This is a genomic window from Sorangium sp. So ce385 (assembly GCF_051474135.1).
Classification (GTDB): Bacteria; Myxococcota_A; Polyangia; order Polyangiales; family Polyangiaceae; genus Sorangium; species Sorangium cellulosum_D.
This window is the reverse complement of record NZ_CP150337.1, coordinates 11,037,245-11,056,435: the sequence shown is the minus strand read 5'-3', so window position 1 is coordinate 11,056,435 and position 19,191 is coordinate 11,037,245. Positions and strand designations below refer to the sequence as shown.

18 protein-coding genes are annotated in these 19,191 nt (G+C 74.5%); 10 read left to right on the top strand and 8 right to left on the bottom strand.

Going from position 1 to position 19,191, the window contains the following annotated elements; genetic code table 11:
• Positions 1-19 precede the first annotated feature (19 nt).
• Positions 20-1,003 (top strand): hypothetical protein, encoded by a 984-nt coding sequence (locus WME83_RS40510; protein WP_437315065.1) that lies wholly within the window; start codon positions 20-22, stop codon positions 1,001-1,003.
• Positions 1,004-1,012: 9 nt separating this feature from the next.
• Here WME83_RS40510 and WME83_RS40505 read toward each other — a convergent pair whose 3' ends face one another.
• From WME83_RS40505 to WME83_RS40495, 3 genes are all read right to left on the bottom strand, one after another.
• Positions 1,013-1,945, bottom strand: a complete 933-nt coding sequence (locus tag WME83_RS40505) for a hypothetical protein (RefSeq protein ID WP_437315064.1) — start codon at positions 1,943-1,945, stop codon at positions 1,013-1,015.
• A gap of 16 nt (positions 1,946-1,961) precedes the next feature.
• On the bottom strand, positions 1,962-3,386 hold the full coding sequence (locus tag WME83_RS40500; RefSeq protein ID WP_437315063.1) for a protein-disulfide reductase DsbD family protein: 1,425 nt from the start codon (positions 3,384-3,386) through the stop codon (positions 1,962-1,964).
• 64 nt (positions 3,387-3,450) lie between these two features.
• Positions 3,451-4,149 carry a tetratricopeptide repeat protein gene (locus WME83_RS40495; RefSeq protein ID WP_437315062.1) on the bottom strand — a complete coding sequence of 233 codons (699 nt, stop codon included), beginning with the start codon at positions 4,147-4,149 and terminating at the stop codon, positions 3,451-3,453.
• A 406-nt stretch (positions 4,150-4,555) separates the two neighbouring features.
• Between WME83_RS40495 and WME83_RS40490 the strand changes: the two genes are divergently transcribed.
• From WME83_RS40490 to WME83_RS40465, 6 genes are all read left to right on the top strand, one after another.
• Positions 4,556-4,936, top strand: a complete 381-nt coding sequence (locus WME83_RS40490) for a hypothetical protein (protein ID WP_437315061.1) — start codon at positions 4,556-4,558, stop codon at positions 4,934-4,936.
• A complete protein-coding gene (locus WME83_RS40485) occupies positions 4,924-5,268 on the top strand; it encodes a hypothetical protein (RefSeq protein WP_437315060.1) in 345 nt (114 codons plus the stop codon). Before WME83_RS40490 ends, WME83_RS40485 begins: the two co-directional genes overlap by 13 nt.
• A 241-nt stretch (positions 5,269-5,509) precedes the next feature.
• Positions 5,510-6,625 (top strand): hypothetical protein, encoded by a 1,116-nt coding sequence (locus WME83_RS40480; protein WP_437315059.1) that lies wholly within the window; start codon positions 5,510-5,512, stop codon positions 6,623-6,625.
• Between the two features lie 79 nt (positions 6,626-6,704).
• A complete protein-coding gene (locus WME83_RS40475) occupies positions 6,705-8,360 on the top strand; it encodes a DUF2254 family protein (RefSeq protein WP_437315058.1) in 1,656 nt (551 codons plus the stop codon).
• Between the two features lie 192 nt (positions 8,361-8,552).
• On the top strand, positions 8,553-10,226 hold the full coding sequence (locus WME83_RS40470; protein ID WP_437315057.1) for a protein kinase domain-containing protein: 1,674 nt from the start codon (positions 8,553-8,555) through the stop codon (positions 10,224-10,226).
• 471 nt (positions 10,227-10,697) lie between these two features.
• Positions 10,698-11,306: a hypothetical protein gene (locus WME83_RS40465; protein WP_437315056.1), complete on the top strand. Its 609-nt coding sequence runs from the start codon at positions 10,698-10,700 to the stop codon at positions 11,304-11,306.
• Between the two features lie 72 nt (positions 11,307-11,378).
• Here the strand turns inward: WME83_RS40465 and WME83_RS40460 are convergent, their stop codons facing one another.
• Positions 11,379-12,983: a helicase HerA domain-containing protein gene (locus tag WME83_RS40460; RefSeq protein ID WP_437315055.1), complete on the bottom strand. Its 1,605-nt coding sequence runs from the start codon at positions 12,981-12,983 to the stop codon at positions 11,379-11,381.
• Positions 12,984-13,254: 271 nt separating this feature from the next.
• Between WME83_RS40460 and WME83_RS40455 the strand changes: the two genes are divergently transcribed.
• From WME83_RS40455 to WME83_RS40445, 3 genes are all read left to right on the top strand, one after another.
• Complete coding sequence (locus WME83_RS40455) at positions 13,255-13,839, top strand: hypothetical protein (protein ID WP_437315054.1); 585 nt, start codon at positions 13,255-13,257, stop codon at positions 13,837-13,839.
• Between the two features lie 192 nt (positions 13,840-14,031).
• Complete coding sequence (locus WME83_RS40450; RefSeq protein ID WP_437315053.1) at positions 14,032-14,484, top strand: nuclear transport factor 2 family protein; 453 nt, start codon at positions 14,032-14,034, stop codon at positions 14,482-14,484.
• Positions 14,485-14,613: 129 nt separating this feature from the next.
• Positions 14,614-15,486 carry a sulfurtransferase gene (locus WME83_RS40445; protein WP_437315052.1) on the top strand — a complete coding sequence of 291 codons (873 nt, stop codon included), beginning with the start codon at positions 14,614-14,616 and terminating at the stop codon, positions 15,484-15,486.
• Between the two features lie 42 nt (positions 15,487-15,528).
• On the opposite strand, the gene WME83_RS40440 is transcribed toward WME83_RS40445, so the two are convergent.
• From WME83_RS40440 to cobT, 4 genes are read right to left on the bottom strand one after another with little or no spacing between them, the layout of a single operon-like run.
• A complete protein-coding gene (locus tag WME83_RS40440) occupies positions 15,529-16,662 on the bottom strand; it encodes an arginase family protein (RefSeq protein WP_437315051.1) in 1,134 nt (377 codons plus the stop codon).
• Positions 16,663-16,684: 22 nt separating this feature from the next.
• Positions 16,685-17,320: a histidine phosphatase family protein gene (locus WME83_RS40435; RefSeq protein ID WP_437315050.1), complete on the bottom strand. Its 636-nt coding sequence runs from the start codon at positions 17,318-17,320 to the stop codon at positions 16,685-16,687.
• Between the two features lie 17 nt (positions 17,321-17,337).
• Complete coding sequence (locus tag WME83_RS40430; RefSeq protein ID WP_437315049.1) at positions 17,338-18,105, bottom strand: adenosylcobinamide-GDP ribazoletransferase; 768 nt, start codon at positions 18,103-18,105, stop codon at positions 17,338-17,340.
• Positions 18,102-19,187 (bottom strand): nicotinate-nucleotide--dimethylbenzimidazole phosphoribosyltransferase, encoded by a 1,086-nt coding sequence (gene cobT / locus WME83_RS40425; RefSeq protein WP_437315048.1) that lies wholly within the window; start codon positions 19,185-19,187, stop codon positions 18,102-18,104. The genes WME83_RS40430 and cobT overlap by 4 nt, the downstream gene beginning before the upstream one ends.
• Positions 19,188-19,191 lie beyond the last annotated feature (4 nt).

Sequence of the window (19,191 nt, the reverse complement as noted above, 5' to 3'; positions counted from 1 at the left end):
GGCGGTCGACCCAGCTCGCGTGCAACCGAACCACCGATCCCCCGCCACCCCCGTTCTCTCCCTCCTCGGCGCGCTCGCCTGCGCCCTCTCCGCGCCCGAGGCGCGCGCCGAGCTCCCCTTCGACGATGAGCCGACCGCGCTCGACCCGCGCGTGGACCGCCTCGACGCCGCGCCCCACGAGCTCTGGGCTCCGTCCCCCGGGCGCGCGCAGCCGCTCTGGGTCTCGCTCCAGCTCGGGCTCGCGCGGCTCGAAGGCGGCGAGCGCTCCCTCAGCGGCATGCTGCTCGCCAGCATCCCCCTGGAGCGGCTCTCCGATCGCCCTGGCGTGCCCCCTCCCTCCGCCGTCGCCGAACCCGAGGCGCCGCGGCTGAAGCCCGCGCCTCCGAGCCTGCCCCGCGCGGCGCCGGCGCCCGATCCCGCGGAGGCGCCTCCCGCGACACCTCCCGCGCCGCCGCCGCCGGCCGAGGCCGAGCCGCCGCTCCCGCTGCCGGTCCGGGTCACGCCGGCGATGGCCCGCGCGATCGTCGAGGCGGCGCTGCGGCAGTCGCGCCTGCTCGATCCCGAGGCGCGCATCGACGCCATCGCGTCGCGCGCCCGGACGTCGTCGCTGCTCCCCGAGCTCCGGCTCCGCGTCTCGCGCCTCGTCGACGAGGCGGAGAACCTGGCCCCCACCGAGTACGATCCGGCGCGGAGGACGGCCTCCGGCGGCACGAGCCTCTGGCTCGAGGCGCGCGCGACCTGGCGGCTCGATCGCCTGGTCTTCGCCGACGAGGAGATCGCCCTGGAGCGCCTCCGCCGCGAGCGCGCCGAGCTGCAGGCGAAGCTCACGGCGCGCGTGCTCGAGCTGCTCTTCGCCTGGCAGCGCGCCGTCGCGCTCTCGGCCGATCCGGGCCGGAGCCCCGAGGAGCGCCGCGCCGCCACGCTCGCGGCGCTCGAGGCCGAGGCGTCCCTCGACCTGCTCACCGGCGGCCGGATGGCGCGCTGGCGCGCCGCGCGCGAGTGAGGCCGCGCGCTACAGGATGGTCCGCGAGAGCGTCACCTTGCGCCTGCCGGTCCCGGTGTCCCCGTCGGCGTCCGTGACGGTCACCTCGACGTCGACGACCTTCCCGAGCAGCTCGTCGATCGTCCGCTCCCCGTCGAGCCGGAACCGCAGCCCGGCCAGCTTGCAGAAGCCGCCCTCGTCCTGGTCCAGGGTGAAGATGACCCGGAGCGGCTCGACCGTGTACCCGAGCTCGGGCACGGCGCCGTTCACGACCGTGATCGAGCCGGACTGCCGGAGGTTCTTGAGCCGGATGGCGACGAAGATGTGGTAGCCGCCCTGCGGTCCGGCCTCCACCTGGACCTCGTCGAGATCCTCGAGCGCGAAGTAGTCGGCCTGCCCCTCGCCGACGACGACGACCGGCTCGCCCCCGCCGGCCGGCTTGCAGGCGTCCGGCACGGCGTCCACGCTCCACGAGGCGCTGTACGGCTCGAGCCGCCGGGGATCCACGTCGGGGGCGCTGCAGCCGCCGGCCACGCAGGTCTGCGGCGCCGGGCACGTGGGATCCCCGGGCGCGACGGCGCACTCCTGCTCGAGGCGCACGCGCAGCAGCAGCTCGCGGCCGCCGATCACCCGCGTCGACGCGGCGCGGACGAGCACCGGCCGCTCCGCGTCCTCCGGCCCGAACGCCTCCAGGGAGATCTCCACCGCCGTCCCGTCCTCGAGATCGCGGAAGAAGAGCTCCCTCGGGAAGAACAGCTGCCCGCTCCTGTGCGTCATCACGTCGTCGCGGAGCACCTCGCCGCCGGCGCGCAGGACCATGCGCAGCCGATCGATCTCGACGCCGGCGCGCAGCTCGCTCGTCAGCCCGATCACCACGGTCCCGGTGAGCGGTCGCGGAGCGCCGCCGCAGCCGGCGAGGATCAGGAAGCAGAGCGCGAGGGCGGCGAGCAGGGAAGGGCGCATGGGCGGTGGCGCGCCGCTACTCGATGCCCTCGAGCGCCGCCAGGAACACGTCCGGGCCGACGAAGTCGTTGAAGCGCTTCCGCTCGGCCCCGGTGGAGTCGTAGATCACCACCGTGGGCAGGCCGACGACCTTGTACTTGCCCTTCACCGCGTCGACCTGCGGATCCTCGTCGTCCGTAGCATCGACCTTCACCGCGACGAAGTGCGCGGCCTTGGCCATGACGCGCGGATCCGAGAAGGTGTCCTTGTCGAGCTGCTTGCAGGCGCCGCACCACTCGGCGGTGAAGTCGACGAGCAGCGGGCGCTTCTCCGCCTTCGCCTTCGAGACGGCCACCGGCTCCTGGTGCAGCCACGTGAGCTGCCGCGGCGCGGCCTCGCCGGCCACCGCCGACGGCACGGGCGAGGCGAGCCTCGGCAGATCCAGGCTCGCGACGAGCAGGAAGCCGGAGGTCACCGTGAGCGCGATCCCGAGCCCCTTGCGGGCCTTCACCCCGGCGCCGCCGTCGTCCCAGGACAGGTGCACCGCGCCGAGCAGGAGGCCGACCACGACCAGCCCGGCCATGACCGCCATGAACTGCGGCGTGGGCTGCGCGAGCGACGACAGCGCCGGGAACGTCGTCTTCAGGAAATACAGCGCGACGACCAGCATCACGATCCCGAAGAACGACTTCACGCCGAGCATCCACTTGCCCCCCTTCGGCAGCGCGACCGCGAACGCGCCGACGAGCCAGAACGGCAGGCCGAGCCCGAGCGCGAAGGTGGCGCCGACGAGCGCCCCGAGGCCGATGCTCTGGGTCTTCCCGATCCAGAGGATGATGCCGGTGAGGACGGGCCCGGTGCACGGCGCCGCGACCAGGCCGCTCACCAGCCCGAGCAGGAACGCGCCGCCGTAGCCGATGCCGCCGACCTGCGAGAGCCGCTGCATCAGCGGCTCGGGCAGCGCCATGTCGAACGCGCCGAACATGGAGAGCGACATCGCGATGAACACCCCCGCGATGCCGACGATGACCCACCGGTTCGAGAGCACGCTGCCGAACAGGCTGCCCGTGAGCGCCGCGACCACGAGCATCGTCGTGAAGAGCACGACGATCCCGAGCACGAAGCTCGTCGAGAGCAGCATCGCCTCGCGCCGCGACTTCGCCTCCCGCGCCCCGAAGATGCTCACGGTGATCGCGATCATCGGGTACACGCAGGGCGTGAGGCACGTGAGCAGGCCGCCCGCGAGCGCGGCGAGCCCCGCGAAGACCGGGCCCGCCTGGAGGCCGCGGGTGAACAGATCCGGCTGATCCGCGGCCAGGGCGAGCGCCGGGGACGCGAGCACCGAGAGCGCCGCGAGCGCCGCGAGCGCGCGCCCGAGCGCCCCGGCCGCGCCGTCCGCGCCCCGTCGACCAACCGCCGGGGCGGCGCCGGCGCTTCCCTTGAAACGAGTCGAAGCGGTCATCACGGAGGTTCTATAGCAAAGCGATCGCCCCCGTGCGGCGCGCGGCCGTCCGTTCAGGCCGGCATCAGCGCTTCGGGAGGGACGCCAGCGTCTGGCGCGCGGCCTCGATCTCCCCCCCGAGCGCGATCGCGACCGCCGCCCTCCCCGAGGTGCTCCGCTGTACGAAGGCTTCCAGGTATTTCTTGGCCTCGTCCCAGCGACGGTCGAAGTAGGCCATCTGCCCGAGCACGAAGCGGCCGTACCCCTGGCCCGCCGGCACCTCCGAGAGCCGGTCGATCAGCGCGCCGAGCCCCTCCACCGTCCTGCCGCTCTCGCACTGCACGACGGCGAGGTGCCCCTGGTAGAGCGGCTTGTCCCGCGTGCCCCAGCGCGCCGCGCGGGTGAGCGCGCCGATCGCCTCGTCGTACCGGCGCGCCAGGTGGTACACGCTGCCCAGCGTCCACCAGTGGAACGCCCGCCGGCTCGCCGGCCCCGTGCGCGCCGCCAGCCGGAGGTGCCCCACCGCCCCGTCGATGTCCCCGAGCGCCTGCTTCGCGCGCGCCGCGTCCTGGTGGGCGACGTCGCGCAGCACGCCGAGGGAGAGGACCTGCTCCGCCACCTCGGCCGCCCGCTCGAAGCGGCGCGTCTCGAAATAGGCGAGGTAGAGCTGGCGCAGCAGCATCGCCTGCGTCGTCCGGTCGAGCGGCCCCCGCAGCGACAGGCCCCGCCGCGCCCAGAGCGCCCGGGAGCGCGGCGTCTCCGCGCCCAGCGCCCGCCGCAGCATCTCCTCCGGCGTCAGCGTCTTCGCCGGCGCGCGCCGCCGCGGCGCATTGCTGGGCCGCTTCTCTCGTGGAGCGTCCCGCCCGGCGTCCTCCCCGCCACCCGCAACGACGCTGCCCGCAACGGCTTTCGCCGTCGATTTCGTGCGGCGCCCCCCAGAGCCCGTACGGACGGATCGAGCGCCGTCCACGCTGTCACCGTGCTCGCTCGCCTTGCGCACAGAAAGCAATCGTAACAGACCTGCACACGCGTTCCAGCAATACGCGAGGTTTCCATCTTGACTCGGGCCGGAGAGCGTTCCGGCGGGCCCAGGGCCGGCGCCGGGCCGGCGGGCGTCGGTTTCCGGCCGCGTTCCGGCCGGGAGCTGGACCTGGTTGCGCCCCACCGGGCGTGGCGCCATCGTCGCGGCCATGCGTCGCCGCCCTGGCTCAACTTCCCTTCTGCGGAGGCGGCGTTCCGTCTCCACGGTCGCCGGCTGTCCGCGCCGCGACCGGGTCCTCTGGCTCGCGTCGTGTCTGGCCCTGGTCGGCGGCGCGTCGCTCGCGGCCGGGTGCGGGCACCCGGCGAGCCGCGACGAGTGCGAGGCCATCTTCAAGCGGAGCGCGGAGATCGAGCTCCGGGCCCAGAACGTCGTCGACCCGAAGGTCGTCGAGGAGCGCACGGCGGCGGTGCGGGACGCCCGCGGCAAGGAGCTCATCGACCGGTGCGTCGGGCGGCGGATCACGGACGCCGCCATGGCGTGCGTCCGGCAGGCGAGCACCCCGGAGCAGGTCGATCGGTGCCTGGAGTGACACGGCCGGCGACGCGCGCCGACGTGCTGGCGACGCTGGCGATCGTGCTGCTCGTGGTCGGGGTCGTCGCCGGGCGCGCCGCGCTCCGCCGCCTCTCGCCGCGCCCGACCGCCGAGGCGTGCGCCGCGCTCCTCGACCGCTATGTCGAGCTCGCGCTGCGCGCGGCCACGCCTGAGCCCGCCGTGTCCGAGGTGGCCGAACGGAAGGCGATGGCGCGGGCGGCCGCCGGCGAGCGCGGCTTCGTCCGCTGCGAGGCCGACCTCACCCAGGCGGAGGTGGCGTGCGCCCTGCAAGCGGGCAATGCGGACGACCTGGAGCGCTGTCTGCCCTGATCCGGCCGGCGCGCGCCGCGCTCGACGCCGGCGGCCGCGAAGCGGACGCCCGGCTGCGGAGCGGGGCGGAGCCCCGAGGGAGCAGCCCAGCGGACGACCGGCTCCGACATGCGCCCCCACGTGAAGGAACGGGGGCACGTTGCGGATCGTTCCTGGCGCGCCGTGCTGTGATAGTCTCGGCCGTGGCGAGCGCTCCCCGGTGGCGCGATCTCCTCACCTCCCCAACCTCGGATTGCCTGTCGTGAAAGCCCCGTCGCCCTTGCTCGGCTTCAACAACAACGTCCGGCACAAGGGGCGGTTGTTCCACATACAGACCGAGGACTCGGGCATTCGCCACCCGCACATCATCACGCACCTCTTCGCCGACGGCGGGCGCATCCTCAAGACCACGAAGACGTCGTACGCGGAGCACGTCGGCCAGGCCTCGCTCGCCGAGACGGTGCGCGGCATGATGAAGGAGCAGCACAAGGCGATGTTCATCGCCCTGCGCGACGGCCACTTCGACTACCTGTTCGACGACAGCGCCGCGCCCCCCGTCTCGGCCCCCGCGGCAGCGGCGCCCGCCGCCCCCGAGCCGAGCAAGGCCGCGCGGCCGCCGGCCCCGTCGTCGCCCGAGGTCCCGAGCGCGCCGAAGCCGCCCCCGCCATCGCGGCCCCTCGCGTCGCCGGTCGCGTCGCCCGTCGTGCCGCCCCTCGCGCCCGAGGCGGCGCCGCGCCCGAGGCCGGCCCCCGCGCCGACGCCGCCGCCGAGGCCCGCCGCGCCGCCCGCGAGGCCGGCGCCCGCGCCCGCCGCCGCGCCGCCGGCGCGCGCCGCGGCGCCCGAGCCGGCGCCCGCTTCGGCCAGCGCGCGCCCGCGGCTCGAGCTCGATCCGGTCGGGATCCAGGGGCTCGGCAGCGGCGCGCGCGCGGCCAGCCCGCTCACCGGCAGGGCCGTGCGCCCGCCCCCGGAGATCAAGAAGTCCGAGCCGTCCATCGATCTCGATCTCGACGCCCTCGAGCGCGCCGCGGCCGAGGCGCAGACTCCGTTCTTCCAGCAGATCCAGGACCTCCCGCCGCCGCCCGCGTCGGTGATCGGGCGGCGGTCGGAGTCCGCGGCCTCCGGCGCCGGCGTCTACAGCAACGTCCACCCGGAGCACCCCTCGCCGCCGCCCGCGGCCCCGGTCGCGGTCGAGCACTTCGCGGGCAGCCCCGGCTCGGGCCGCTACGCGGCCTCGCGCCCGGCCAGCATCTTCGCCACCAACCGGCCGCAGGAGGGCGCGTCGATCTTCGGGGACGATCTCATCAGCGAGAAGTCGCTGGACGAGGTGATCCTCAGCTACCTCGCTGAAGATCTCGACAGCCCGCCGGAGAAGAAATAATCGGGCTGCCGCCTGTCGTGGCGAACGCCTGGGGCAGGCTCGTGGGGGGCAGGCGCGTGGAGAGAGCGGCGGTCACGTGATGAGCTCGGATCGGACCGCAGGGGACGACGAGGGGAGGCGCCGCGGCGGCGCGGCCTTGGCCCGCATCTGGCTGCGGCCGATGTCGTATCTCCTCGGCGTCAGCATGGCGACCCTGTCGGTCGTCTACCTGCTCGACATCGCGCGGCACGGGAACGAGCGCATCCCGATCCGGGAGGTGCTGCTGCACATGTCGCCGAGCGACGCCGAGCACATCATGGGCGGCATCGGCGAGGTCATCGCCGCCATTCTCGGCATCGTCATCACGGTCGCCTCCATCATCGTGCAGCTCGCCGCGAACCGGTACACGCCGCGGATCACCGAGATGTTCTTCCGCGACCGGACGAACATGGTCGTGATGGGCTTCTTCGTCGTCAGCGCGGTGTTCTCGCTGTGGGTCAACTTCTCGATCCGCGTCGGCGAGGGCTCGACCGAGCACGCCTTCGTCCCGACGTACGGCGTCCTCGTCACCATGGGGCTGCTCACCGCGAGCCTGCTCATGATGGCGCCGTACTTCCTGTACGTGTTCGACTTCGTCGAGCCCGACAACGTGGTCGGGCGGATCAAGCGGAGCGGCATCGAGCAGGCGCTGCGCCCCGCGGATCAGGAGAGCGACGGCGAGGTCGACGAGCGGCGGGTGACGGCGCTCTCGTCGCTGGAGCAGCTCGCCGACGTGGCGCTCAACGCGATCGACCAGAAGGACAAGGGCATCGCGTCGAAGACCGTCGACTCGCTGTCGGAGCTCGTCGTCGCGTACCTGCCGCACAAGGCGACGCTCGATCCGCGCTGGTTCCAGATCCGCGACCGCCTCGCCAAGGACGCCGACTTCGTGAGCATGAACGCCGAGGCGCTCGGCAAGCTCTCGGCCACGCGGACCTGGCTCGAGTACAAGGCGCTCCGCCAGTTCCTCATGGTCTACCGCGAGGCGCTCACGGCGATGCCCGACCTCATCACGCGCATCGCGATCGACACGCGCTACATCGGGCAGACCGCCATCGCCGCGGGCGATCGCGCGGCCGTCGCGGTCGTCGTGAAGTTCTTCAACACCTACATGCGCCGCTCGCTCAACGCGAAGGACATCGCCGCGGCCTACAACAACCTGAACCAGTACCGCTACCTCGCCGAGGAGCTGCTCAAGGCGGGCTGGGGGGATCAGGTCCTCGAGATCGCTCGGTATTTCAAGTACTACGCGCAGACGGCGCACGCGATGGGGCTCGCGTTCCTGACCGAGACCGTCGCGTTCGACCTCTGCGTGGTCAACGAGCGCGCGTACGACCTCCACGCACCTGCCCGGGACGAGCTGCTCCAGCTCTTCCTCGAGGTGGACAAGGAGGCCGAGCTCGACCAGCAGGAGCCGTCGCTCCGCGGCGTCCGCAAGGCGCAGGTCAAGCTCGCCACGTACTACCTGCAGAAGGGCGAGGAGGCGCTCGCGCGGCGGATCTACCGCGACATGCGCGACGAGCGGCCCGACCGGCTGCGCTCGATCCGCGCGGAGCTCCTGGCCGTGACGAGCAACGAGTTCTGGGAGATCAACGACCGGGGCGCGGTGTTCGAGTACATCGAGCCCGAGCGGCGGCAGCTCATCCACCGCTTCTTCGAGTGGTTCCCGGCGACGACCATGCGGGAGCCGATCCGCGAGGAGCAGACGCTGGAGTGACGGGGCGGCCGGCGCGATCGAGGGTGAGCCGGGACGCAGTACACGCAGGCTGGATCCGCGCCGGGCATCGACGCGACGATTCCTGCGGCGCGCGCGCGGCGATAGGATCGGGCATGCGCTCCCTGCACCCCCTCGACCCAGCGCAGGAGGGCTAGCCTCGACGAACGTCGAGGCCCCGCGCCGCACACCGAGATGCCCGCCTCACGCCCGCGTCGCAAGCATGCCGAGTCCGATCCTCCGCCGGAGCTGTTCGCGGGCAAGTACCGGCTCGTCCGGATGCTGGGCAAGGGCGGCATGGGCGAGGTGTGGCTCGCCGAGCAGGAGCAGCCGCCGAGCTCCCGGCGCCGCGTCGCGCTGAAGCGGCTGGCCCCGCGGCCCGAGCTCGGCGACGCGGCGAGGGAGTCGTTCTTCGCCGAGGCGGAGGTGATCGCGCGGCTCGATCACCCGAACGTGGTGCGGCTGATCGAGCTCGGGGACGTCGAGGGCTCCGTGTACCTCGCGCTCGACTACATCGACGGGCCCGCCGTCGATCGCGTGCTCAGGAAGGTGGGCGCGCTCTCGCCGCGCGCGGTGGCGTACCTCGGCCGGGAGATGGCGAGGGCGCTCGAGGCGGTGCACAGCCTGCGCGAGGCCGACGGGCGGCGCTACGCGGTCGTCCATCGCGACGTCTCGCCCTCCAACATCTTGATCGCGCGGGATGGCCGCGTTTGCCTGACCGACTTCGGGGTCGCGCGGATCCCGGGCCTCGCGGGCGAGCAGGCCGACGGCGCCATGTTCAAGGGCAAGCTCCCGTACATGCCCCCGGAGCTCGCGCGCGGCGAGCCGTTCGACGGGCGCGCGGACGTGTTCTCGCTGGGGCTCACGCTCCTCGAGGCGCTGCTCGGCAGCCGGGTGCGCAAGGCCGACACGCAGGCGCAGCTGATCATGCGCGTCGCGTCGACGCCGATCCCGCGCGCGCGCGAGCTCCTGCCCGACCTGTGCGCGCCGCTCGCGGACGCGCTCGACGCGGCGACCGAGTTCCGCGTCGAGCGGCGCATCGCGAGCGCGGGCAAGCTGGCCGAGGAGCTCGAGCAGGTCCTCCGCGGGATGGGGCACGGCGCCGAGGACGAGGCCAGGAGCGAGCTGAAGGAGCACGTCGAGGCGTACATCGCGAGGACGGGCTCGCTGAGCGGCGCCGGCTGCCACGCGTCGCCGTCGCTCCCGCCGGCGAGCGGGCCGGGGCAGAGCTCGCCGGATCTCCTGGGGAGGGCGCAGTCGGGCGTGCCGGTCGCTGCGTCCGGGGACCGGCCGTCGGGCCGCCCGTCGGCGCCCGACGCGCGGCGGAGCGCGCCGTCGCTCCGCAGGAGCGGCGCCCCGCGTCCGCTCGGCGCCGCGGTGGGCTCGCTCTCGGTGCAGTACCTCGACTTCGACGGCCCGGAGGACATGCCGCCGCGCCCGCGCGCGCTCGCGGCGTCGACGACGCCGGAGGGCGAGCTCCAGCGGAGCCGCGCCGCGGCGGAGGCCTCGGGCGGCGCGGCGGCGGCGCACAAGACCGGCAGGGCGAGCGCGGCGGGCAAGGCGAGCGCGGCGAGCGCGCCGGCGGGGGCGAGCGCGGCGGGCAAGGCGAGCGCGGCGAGCGCGGCGGCGGCGGCGAGCGCGGCGGGCAAGGCGAGCGCGGCGAGCGCGGCGAGCGCGCCGGCGGGGGCGAGCAGCCTGGCCGGGGTGTCTGCGGCGCGCGGCAGCGGAGAGATCGCGCCGGACGAGGCGCCCGAGAGCGGCGGGCTCACCGCCGAGCAGCTGCGGCGCAAGCGGACGATCTTCTTCGCGGGGCTGTTCGTGCTGGGGGCGATCGCGACGATCCGCCTGATGTTCGCTTCCAGCTGCTAGCTAGCGCCGCGTCGCTCAGAAACGAAGCGGCGGTGGCGAACCGGCGCGCTCCGTCGGTCCCCTTCGACTTCACCGGGCGGTGCATGACGCACGGTCAATCGCTTGGCGCGCAGCCCGCGCAGGAGCTTTCCGATCTCCTCTTTAGGTTTTCAGGAATCGCACGATTTCGCCATTTTTTTGGGCGAACACCACGCGAAAACCGCAGTATCATCGGCCGCGCGGCAGGTCATGCCGCGCTCGCATGATGGTTTGCTTTTGCGCGAACGGCGAGCCTCGCGCGAAGGAGACCATTGTTGGATTCGCGGCGGGATGGCGGAGCCTCGTCGCGCCGCGCCGTCGGAGGCCTTGGCGCCCCGCGGGCGTGAGCCACAGGGCGATGGAGATGCAGGAAAGCGGCAATGCCATGGCTGAGCCGTGGATCCGGAGCATGAAAATACATAGGAAGGTGCGGTTCATATGCAGGCGCAGAGAATGTTGATGCGGTTGGGGACGGCGGTCTTCGTTTTGCTGACGGCGTCGGGCTGCGTCGTCGCCGAGGGGATGGAGCAACCAGAGAACGAGGAGCTCGACTCGGTCAGCGAAGCTCAGCTTGACCCTGGCATGTTGACTCCTTGGCGGCTGTACACAGCGACCTTCTCGAACGGCCAGCCATTCTTTCGAGCCCTCGCGATCGGAGGGAGCGGCGTGGGCTCCTACCAGGCGGGCACGGAATACTTTTATGTGAGCACGGCGAACCTGCAGTACCTCGGCCAGAAGAGCGTGACCTTCAGCCACACGGACGGCAGCGGCACGCCGCCGGCGCAGAGCGGCTCGCAGCAGTTTCAGCTGCCGGTGAGCTCCTCCTGGACGTCGTTCTCGAGCGACCCGGTGAGCGGCGGATTCCGTTACAAGAGCGGTAACGTGCAGCTGCGGATCGCCACGGGCGGCGGAGAGATCACCCGGCTGACGTGGTATCAGGCGCTCCCCCTGGGACAGAACCCGGCCAACCTCACGCCGGACGGGACGTTCGCCGCCGGCTCCGGCGCCGTGACGGTCCCGAGCGGGAGCGCCGGATACTATGTCGACATCACGATCCCGTGATTCCGGCAGGGGCGCCTCGCGCGCTGCGGGCGCGGCGGGGGGCCGCGAGGGCTGAGCCGCCGCCGTTCGCCCTCAGCCGATCTGGAGCGCGCGCAGCACGGCCGCCTCGTTCAGCGCGTGACGGCCGCCCTGGACCGCGGCGAAGCCCGTGTGGGCGAGCGCGGCGAGCGCGCGCGCGGCGCGGCGGATCTCGACCTGGCTGCGCGAGCCGCCGCGAGCGGCGAGCTCCTCCGCGGTCAGCGCCGCGCCGCCGGCGAGCAGCTTCGCGGCCAGGGCGACGTGCGCCGCCGAGCGGGGCGAGCGCCGCCGCGCGTGGCTCCTCGCGGCGCTCACCATCCGCTGGACGCCGCGCGCCTGGAGCAACGCCGCGGGCGGCATCGCGAGATCCCGGAGCGACGGCGAGGAGGGCCTCGCGACGACCTTCACGGCCGCGCCGCCCGGCGCCGGCGCGAGCGGGGCCGCTGGCGACGCTGGGAGGTGGCTCCGCGGCGCGCCGGGGGCGTGCGCGGCCAGCGCGCCGGGAGCGTGCGCGGCCGGCGCGCCGGAGGCGTGCGCGGCCAGCGCGCCGGGAGCCGGGGCTGGCGGCGCGCCGGGAGCGGGCGCCGCCTGCGGGCGCGCGCCGTCGCTCTGGCTGGCGCGCGCCACGATCTCGTTCTGGATCACCACCTTGACGACGCCGGCGACCTGCAGCGCCGTGCGCAGCCGCTCGGCCTCGGCCTCGGCCGCCCTGCGCGCCTCGTCGGCCTGCTCGAGCTGCTGCTTGAGGCGGCGGATCTCGGCCCGCAGCGCGGCGCTCGGATCCGGCGCAGGCGGGCGCGCGATCTCGCCCGCGAGCGCCTCGCGCAGCTCGTCGATGAGCGTGCTCAGCGCGGCGTCGGCGATCCGCGGCGCGCCGCCGGCCTCGCCGGTCCAGCTCGGCGCGTCGCCGCCGTGGGCGGTGTGGCGGGCGCGCCAGCGCTCGAAGCGCCCGGCGGCGGGCAGGTAGAACTCGCCGGCCGGGAGCGCGCGGAACTCCTCGAACGGGTGGCCGTCGACGAGCGCCTTCACCGCGTCGTAGTCGCGCTCGATCTCGAAGCCGCCGATCGCCGGGAAGTTGAGCTGGCTCATGAGCTCCTTCGAGACGGCCTGCGTGCGCTGGCTCGCGACGACGAGGAGGACGCCGCGCTTGCGGCCCTGCTTGGCGAGGCGGTGCAGGATCTCCGAGGTGAGCGACGCGCCCGATTGCGGGGCGAAGAGGTGCACCTCCTCGACCACGACGGCCGCCGGCGCGCGGCGCTCGGACAGGAGCGCCCAGAGCCGCTCGAGGAACGGGAGCGCGGCCTCCTGCTGGGCGCGGCTCGTCGGCTGATCGGACAGGTCGACGACGAGGCCGAGGCCTTCGTCGAGCACCCGCGCGAGCGCGAGCTCGGCCGCGCGCTCGCGGGACGAGAGCGGCAGGTCCGCGTGGGCGCCGCCGAGGACGAGCGCGCGGAACCGCTCGCGCAGCGTGTGGAGCTCCCCCTCGGGATCGATCGCGACCACCGGGATGCCGGCCGCGAGCAGCTCCTCGCAGAACACCCCGACGCCGAAGCTCTTGCCGCGCCCGGACGAGGCCCAGATGCCGACGCGCAGGCCGGTGCGCGCGTAGTCGGAGAGATCGAGTCGGTAGCCGTCGCAGAGGGAGAGGATGGGGCTCAACGGGTCGCCTCCGTGGGGCTCGGGGCTGGTCGCGCTCGCCGGTGGACTGTAGGCGAGCGCGGCGGGGCGGGCGAGCCGGGCAGGCGGCATCGCACGGAAGCGGCGGGCGCGCGGGCGGTGGCCTCGAAGGGGCTACCGCGCGCTCGAGGCACGCAGCGGGCGGGGTTGGCGCTCGGCCGTCGGCGCTGCCTCGGCCGCCTGATCACGTGGGTGGGGGGCAGGGCGGTCAGGCGTGACGTCCCGCGCCGGGCAGGGAGCATGTCGTGCTTTCATGCTCTCGATGTTCGCTCCTTCACGACGACGATCGAGGCGGGTCCGTGCAACACTCCGCGTCTGTGTCGCCGCCGCGCTGCTCTCGCCGTGCGCGGCCGGGGAGCGCCTCGCGCGCGCCGCCGACCCTCCGCTGCGGCTCGCCTTTGGCGGTGGAGCGGCGGCGCGGTGGGTTGCCGGGCAGTGGCTGCCGGCTTTCCCGCTCGAGCTGACGCTGCAGCCGTATCCCGTGGTTTCGGCGTCGCTGGGCGGCGTGATCTCCGACGGGACACTCGCCCACGGTTACGTCGAGCTCGGGGTGTATTTCGGTGTCAGCCTCGGCGCGGGCGTCGGCCTGGGCAACTACGCCTCGCCCGACGGCCGGGCGAGCGATACGGCGTTCCATGTCTCCGTGGGCCTGCCGATTCCCTTCTATCCGCCCACCGCCATCAAGAATCCAATGGACCTCCTCGACGAGCGCTGGTGGGGATACCTCCTGCCGTACTACCGGCCGTCGTGGGGGCCGTGGCCGGGCGCGGCCCACGAGGTCGGACTGATGCTGAAGGCGAGCTATCTCCTGTCGGGCAGTTACGGCAAGCTCTTCTGAGGCTAGCCCGCAAGGGCGCTCGTGTCCGTCACGAGCCGCGAACGAGCTTGATTCCGGCGCGCCGCCAGAGGTACGACGTAGGAACCCCCATGCGCGCGCCGCCACGTCCCCACGACCGCCGATCCGGGCTGACCGGGCGGTCCGTGCGAGCTGCACGAGGGGAGCGTGGCCTGCCGACGAAAGGACCCGTCCATGTCCGATGATCTGAAGGATGAGCGAGCGATCCGGAGCGTCATTACCCGTGTCGCTCACAACCTCGACCGGCGGCGCTGGGTCGAGCTCCGCGGCTTCTATGCGGATGTCGTGTTGAACGATTTCTCATCGATCCTCGGCGGCGAGGCCCTCGAACAGAAGGCCGACGACCTGCTGGCGTCCTGGAAGAAGTTCCACGGCGCCATCGATGCCTCGCAGCACTTCCTCGGCCCCATCGACGTCGAGGTGAGCGGGAAAGAGGCCTCCGCCGAGTGCCACGTGCGCGCGTACCACCGGTTCGCGCGCGCGCCGGGCGGCGAGGACTGGATGGTCGCGGGGCACTACCGCTATGGGCTGATCCGGGAAGAAGGCGGCTGGAAGATCAAACAGGTAATCTTCGAATTCGCATACCAGACCGGCAACACGAACATGTTCGCGGAAGCGAGCCAGTAACGCCGGCGGCTCCGCGCATCGCCGGCGCCGGGATGTGGCCGGCTCGCGGGCGAGCGCGACCCGGCGATGCGCCTCGCGGCGCTCGATCGCGAGCCCCGCCGGCGGCCCCGCAGCGCTACCCTGCCGCGCATGCGCGACCCCCTCCCCGTGCCCCCCGGCCCCCTCGTCGATGTCCCCTGGCTCGCAGCGCACGCCGGCGATCCCCGCGTCCGCGTGGTCGACTGCCGCTGGTACCTCAGCGGCCGCCGCGGCGCCGACGAGTACGCCCGCGGGCACATCCCCGGCGCCGTGCACCTCGACGTCGACGCCGACCTCTCCGGTCCGGCGCAGGCCGGCCCCGGGCGCCACCCGCTGCCCGACGCAGCGGCGTTCGCGCGCGTGCTCGCCCGGATCGGCGTCGCGCCGGATTCGCTCGTCGTCGGCTACGACGACGCGGGCGGCGCCATCGCGGCCAGGCTCTGGTGGCTGCTGCGCTACTTCGGCCATCCGGGCGGGCGCGTGCTCGACGGCGGCCTCCAGGCGTGGACCTCGGCGGGACACCCGCTCTCGACCGACGCGCCCGCGATCGCGCCGGCGCCGCCGATGCAGCTCGCCGGCGGCGGCGCCCCAGTGGCCGACAAGGCGGCCGTCGACCGGCTGCGCCGCGAGCCGTCGGCGGCGATCCTCGATGCGCGCGCCCGCGAGCGCTACGAAGGGCAGACCGAGCCCGTCGACGCGCGCCCGGGCCACATCCCCGGGGCGCGCTCCGCCCCGTTCGCGGAGAACCTCCGCGGGCCGTCCGGGCCGTTCCGCGAGCGCGCCGAGCTCGAGCGGCGCTACCGCGACCTCGGCGCGCTCGAGGCGAGCACCGTCGTCTGCTACTGCGGCTCGGGCGTGACCGCCTGCCACGATCTGCTCGCGCTGGCGACGCTCGGCCGGGCGGACGCGATCCTCTACGAGGGGTCGTGGAGCGACTGGGCCCGGGACGCCTCGCTGCCCGCGGCGAAGGGGTCCGATCCCTGAGCGGCGCCAGGCGAGCGCGCGGCGCCAGGCGAGAGCGCCGGGTCAGGCGAGCGCGCGGCCGACGACGGCCTCGATCGTCTCGCGCAGGTAGCGCACCGCGAGCGCGAGCGTGCGGGCCGCGCTCTCCGGCGTCGGCTGGAGCGCCGGCGCCACCTCCATCACGTCGCCGCCGATCAGGCCGACCTCGCGCCCGAGGCGGCGGATGAGCGCGACAACGAAATCGGGCGAGAGGCCGTCCGGCTCCGGGGTCCCGGTGGCGTCGGCGTACGCGGCGTCCGTGCCGTCGATGTCGTTCGAGAAATACACGCCCTCGACGCCGGTGCTCTTCACGTGCGCGACGATGGCGTCGAGCGCCGCCTCGGGATCGGCGCGGCACTCGGCCGCCCAGAACTGCCGCACGCCGTAGCGGCTCTCCCAGTGCTCGCGCGGCTTCTGAGAGGCGCGGACCCCCACCTGGGTCAGCCGGCCGCCCCGCCCGACCAGCTCGTTCGCGTGGTACGACCAGGTGGCGAAGCAGTACGCGACCCCGAGCCGCTCCTCGAGGAGATCGGTGTGCGCGTCGGGCTGCACGATGCCCCACGGCCGCTGGCGCGCGCCCCGCGCGCGCGCGGTCGCGATCGCGCGCGCGACCGGCAAGGCCGTGGAGTGATCGCCGCCGAGCACGATGGGCGCGACGTCCGGGTTGATCGAGAAGACGAGATCCAGCGCGCGCTCGGCGATGGAGAGCGGCGAGACCGGCAGCCGCGCGGCCACGGGCTCGGGCACGCCGGGGTAGAGGGCGCGGCGCGACGCGGCCTTCTGGGCCTCCGAGAGCATGTCGTCGTGCAGGAGCTGCGGCACGACGAACACGTCGCCGATGTCGACGAGGCCGATGTCGCGCGCCCGCTCGGGGAAATCCGGGTGAGCGTCGAGGAGCGCGGTCCGGATCGCCTGCGGGCCCATGTTGGAGCCGCGGAGGAACCCGGCGCCGACGTCGGAGGGGACGCCGAGCAAGACGGCGCGCGCGCTGGCGATGCGGTCGAACGACGCGCGGAACCGGGCGAAGACCTCGTCCTGGGTCGAGGCGCCGTAGAGCCGTCGCTGGACCTCGAGCTGCTGCGCGCGCCCGGTCGAGACGAGGTAGAGGCCTCCAGCCGCCGGGCGCAGCAGGAGCGCGAGCTCTTCGTGCGGGGTCATGCCCGAGGAGGGTACGCGCCCCTCAGGGGGCCGCCAGCGGAAGAAGGGCGGGCGCGGGGAGCGGGAAGCGCTCGGGCGCGAGGTGAGGCGCGGGCGCGCTCATCGCTTCGGGCCAGGTGGCGCCGCAGGCGACGACGCGCAGCGCCCGCATCACCCCCGCGTGCGCCACCAGGAGGTGCGGGCGCGCACCGGCGTGCGCCGCGTCGTCGCGGGGCGCGCCGCACGCCCCGGACGCGCCGAGCGCCCGCCAGAACGACCGCACCCGGGCCTCGACCTCGATCGCCGACTCGCCCCCGGGCGGCCCGACGCGCTCCCAGCCGTCGAGCCACGCGGCGTACGCGTCCGGGTCGCCGCGCTCGATGTCCGACCAGGCGCGCCCCTCCCAGGCGCCGTAGGCGATCTCGACGAGGCGCGCTTCGATCGCGTGCGGCACCCCGAGGCGCGCCGCGAGCTCGGCCGCGGGGAGCGCGCAGCGGGAGAGCGGCGACGACCAGACCACGCCGGGGCGGAGATCGAGGTCGCGGAGCGCGCGCTCGATCGCGGCCGCGGCGTCCCCGGGCGCGAGCTCCGCGGCGACGTCGAGGCGGCCGTAGCAGACGCCGGAGAGCGCGACGGGGGCGTGGCGGAACGCGATGAGCGAAGGGGCGAGGGGATCCATGCCGGCGCGCCCGCGGCTCAGCCGCCCCGCGCGAGCGCGAGGGCGAGCAGCGCGGCGCAGTCGGCGATCTGCTGCGTCGCGCCCAGGAAGTCGCCGGTGATGCCGCCCGCGCGGGCGCGGAAGCGGAGGCCGCAGACCGCCGCGGCGGCGGCCGCCGCGCCGAGCATGGCCGCCGCCTCGGCCGCCGAGACGGCCCCGGCGGCGTGCGCAACGGCGAGCGAGAGCGCCGGCCACACCGAGCCGAGGAGCGCCTGCGGGAGCGCCGCCCGCGCGACCGGCCGGCTGCGCGAGCCGCCCTGGGTCACGTACGGCAGCGCGACCATGAGCCAGATCGGCGGGGCGCGCGAGAGGCACTGCGTCAGCACCAGGGCGACCGGCGCCGCGCCGTCGAGCCGCGCGAGCAGGGCGATGCGCAGCACGAGGACCACGATCAGCGCCGCGGCGCCGAACGAGCCGATGCGGCTGTCCTTGAGGATCTCGAACAGCCGCGCGCGATCGAAGGCGCCGCCGAGCGCGTCGGCCGTGTCCGCGAGCCCGTCCTCGTGGAAGGCCCCGGTGAGGAGCAGGCCCAGCGCCACGACGACGCTGGCCGCGACGAGCGCGCCGCCCCGGTCGACGAGCAGCCACGCCGCGGCCTGGACGGCGCCGAGGCCGGCGCCCACGAACGGGAACCAGGCCGAGGCCCAGCGCCAGTCCGCATCCGCGTACGGGAAGCCGCCGACCGGGACGCGCGTGAGGAAGGTCGTCGCCGCGCGGGCGCCGCGCAGCACCGGCGGCAGCGTCATGGAGTCCCTGGCGGCGCGCGGTCGGGCACGCTCGCGCTCGCGAACGTCGCCATGCCGGCGTGGAGGGCGCACGCGGCGTCGAGCAGGGGCAGCGCGGCCAGGGCGGCGCTCGCCTCGCCCAGCCGCATGCCGAGATCCAGCAAGGGGCGGGCCTCGAGCGCCGCGAGGACGTGGGCGTGACCGCGCTCGGCCGAGCGGTGCGCGAAGAGCATGCCCGCCCGCGCCCGGGCGTCCATCCGGACGAGCGCGAGCGCCGCGGTCGAGACGATGAAGCCGTCGACGAGCACCGCCATCCGCCGCTCGATCGCCCGCGCCATGGCGCCCACGAGCGCGGCGATCTCCTTGCCGCCGACCGCCCGCACGACGCGGCGCGGATCGGCGCGGAACGCGCTCGAGGCGCCCTGGACGCGCCGGGTCGCGTCGCGCACGACCTCGACCTTGCGCGACAGCGCGTCGCCCGTGACGCCCGTCCCCGCGCCGACGACGTCCTCCGGGGCGAGCCCGAGGAGCAGCGCCGCCATGGACGACGCCGCCGTGGTGTTGCCGATGCCCATCTCGCCGAGCAGGACGACGCGCGTGTCGCCCCCGAGCGCGTCGATCTCGGCGGCGCCGGCGCGGAGCGCGCGCTCGTAGACGGCCTCCGAGAGCGCGTCCTCGACCCGCAGGTCGCCGATGGGATCGTCGGCGACCGGGTCGCGCCGCAGCTGCGCGCCGGCGCCGCCCGCGCGCTCGTACGGGTGGGCGACGCCGACGTCCACGACCCGCAGCTCGACCCCGAGGTGCCGGCAGAGCACGCTGGAGGCGGCGCCGCCGCGCACGAAGTTCGCGACCATCGCCGCCGTGACCTCGGCCGGGTAGGCCGACACGCCGTGCCGGGCGACGGGGTGATCGGCGGCGAACAGCACCGCGGCCGCAGGCCGGCTCGCGGGCGGCCCGCCCTGGATGCCCGCGAGCGCCACGGCGAGATCCTCGAGCGCCCCGAGGCTGCCGCGCGGCTTGGTCAGCGTGTCCTGCCGCGCGCGCGCCGCGCCCGCCGCGCTCGCGTCGAGCTCCGGGAATACCCAGGGAGGCGAGAGAGCCATGTTT

What these genes read in the sequence shown, in the direction of transcription:
- WME83_RS40505 (WP_437315064.1), bottom strand. Translation starts at nt 1,945, where the DNA reads ATGCGCCCTTCCCTGCTCGCCGCCCTCGCGCTCTGCTTCCTGATCCTC.
- WME83_RS40500 (WP_437315063.1), bottom strand. Translation starts at nt 3,386, where the DNA reads ATGACCGCTTCGACTCGTTTCAAGGGAAGCGCCGGCGCCGCCCCGGCG.
- WME83_RS40495 (WP_437315062.1), bottom strand. Translation starts at nt 4,149, where the DNA reads ATGCTGCGGCGGGCGCTGGGCGCGGAGACGCCGCGCTCCCGGGCGCTC.
- WME83_RS40490 (WP_437315061.1), top strand. Translation starts at nt 4,556, where the DNA reads ATGCGTCGCCGCCCTGGCTCAACTTCCCTTCTGCGGAGGCGGCGTTCC.
- WME83_RS40475 (WP_437315058.1), top strand. Translation starts at nt 6,705, where the DNA reads ATGAGCTCGGATCGGACCGCAGGGGACGACGAGGGGAGGCGCCGCGGC.
- WME83_RS40470 (WP_437315057.1), top strand. Translation starts at nt 8,553, where the DNA reads ATGCCCGCCTCACGCCCGCGTCGCAAGCATGCCGAGTCCGATCCTCCG.
- WME83_RS40465 (WP_437315056.1), top strand. Translation starts at nt 10,698, where the DNA reads ATGTTGATGCGGTTGGGGACGGCGGTCTTCGTTTTGCTGACGGCGTCG.
- WME83_RS40455 (WP_437315054.1), top strand. Translation starts at nt 13,255, where the DNA reads ATGCTCTCGATGTTCGCTCCTTCACGACGACGATCGAGGCGGGTCCGT.
- WME83_RS40450 (WP_437315053.1), top strand. Translation starts at nt 14,032, where the DNA reads ATGTCCGATGATCTGAAGGATGAGCGAGCGATCCGGAGCGTCATTACC.
- WME83_RS40445 (WP_437315052.1), top strand. Translation starts at nt 14,614, where the DNA reads ATGCGCGACCCCCTCCCCGTGCCCCCCGGCCCCCTCGTCGATGTCCCC.
- WME83_RS40440 (WP_437315051.1), bottom strand. Translation starts at nt 16,662, where the DNA reads ATGACCCCGCACGAAGAGCTCGCGCTCCTGCTGCGCCCGGCGGCTGGA.
- WME83_RS40435 (WP_437315050.1), bottom strand. Translation starts at nt 17,320, where the DNA reads ATGGATCCCCTCGCCCCTTCGCTCATCGCGTTCCGCCACGCCCCCGTC.
- WME83_RS40430 (WP_437315049.1), bottom strand. Translation starts at nt 18,105, where the DNA reads ATGACGCTGCCGCCGGTGCTGCGCGGCGCCCGCGCGGCGACGACCTTC.
- cobT (WP_437315048.1), bottom strand. Translation starts at nt 19,187, where the DNA reads ATGGCTCTCTCGCCTCCCTGGGTATTCCCGGAGCTCGACGCGAGCGCG.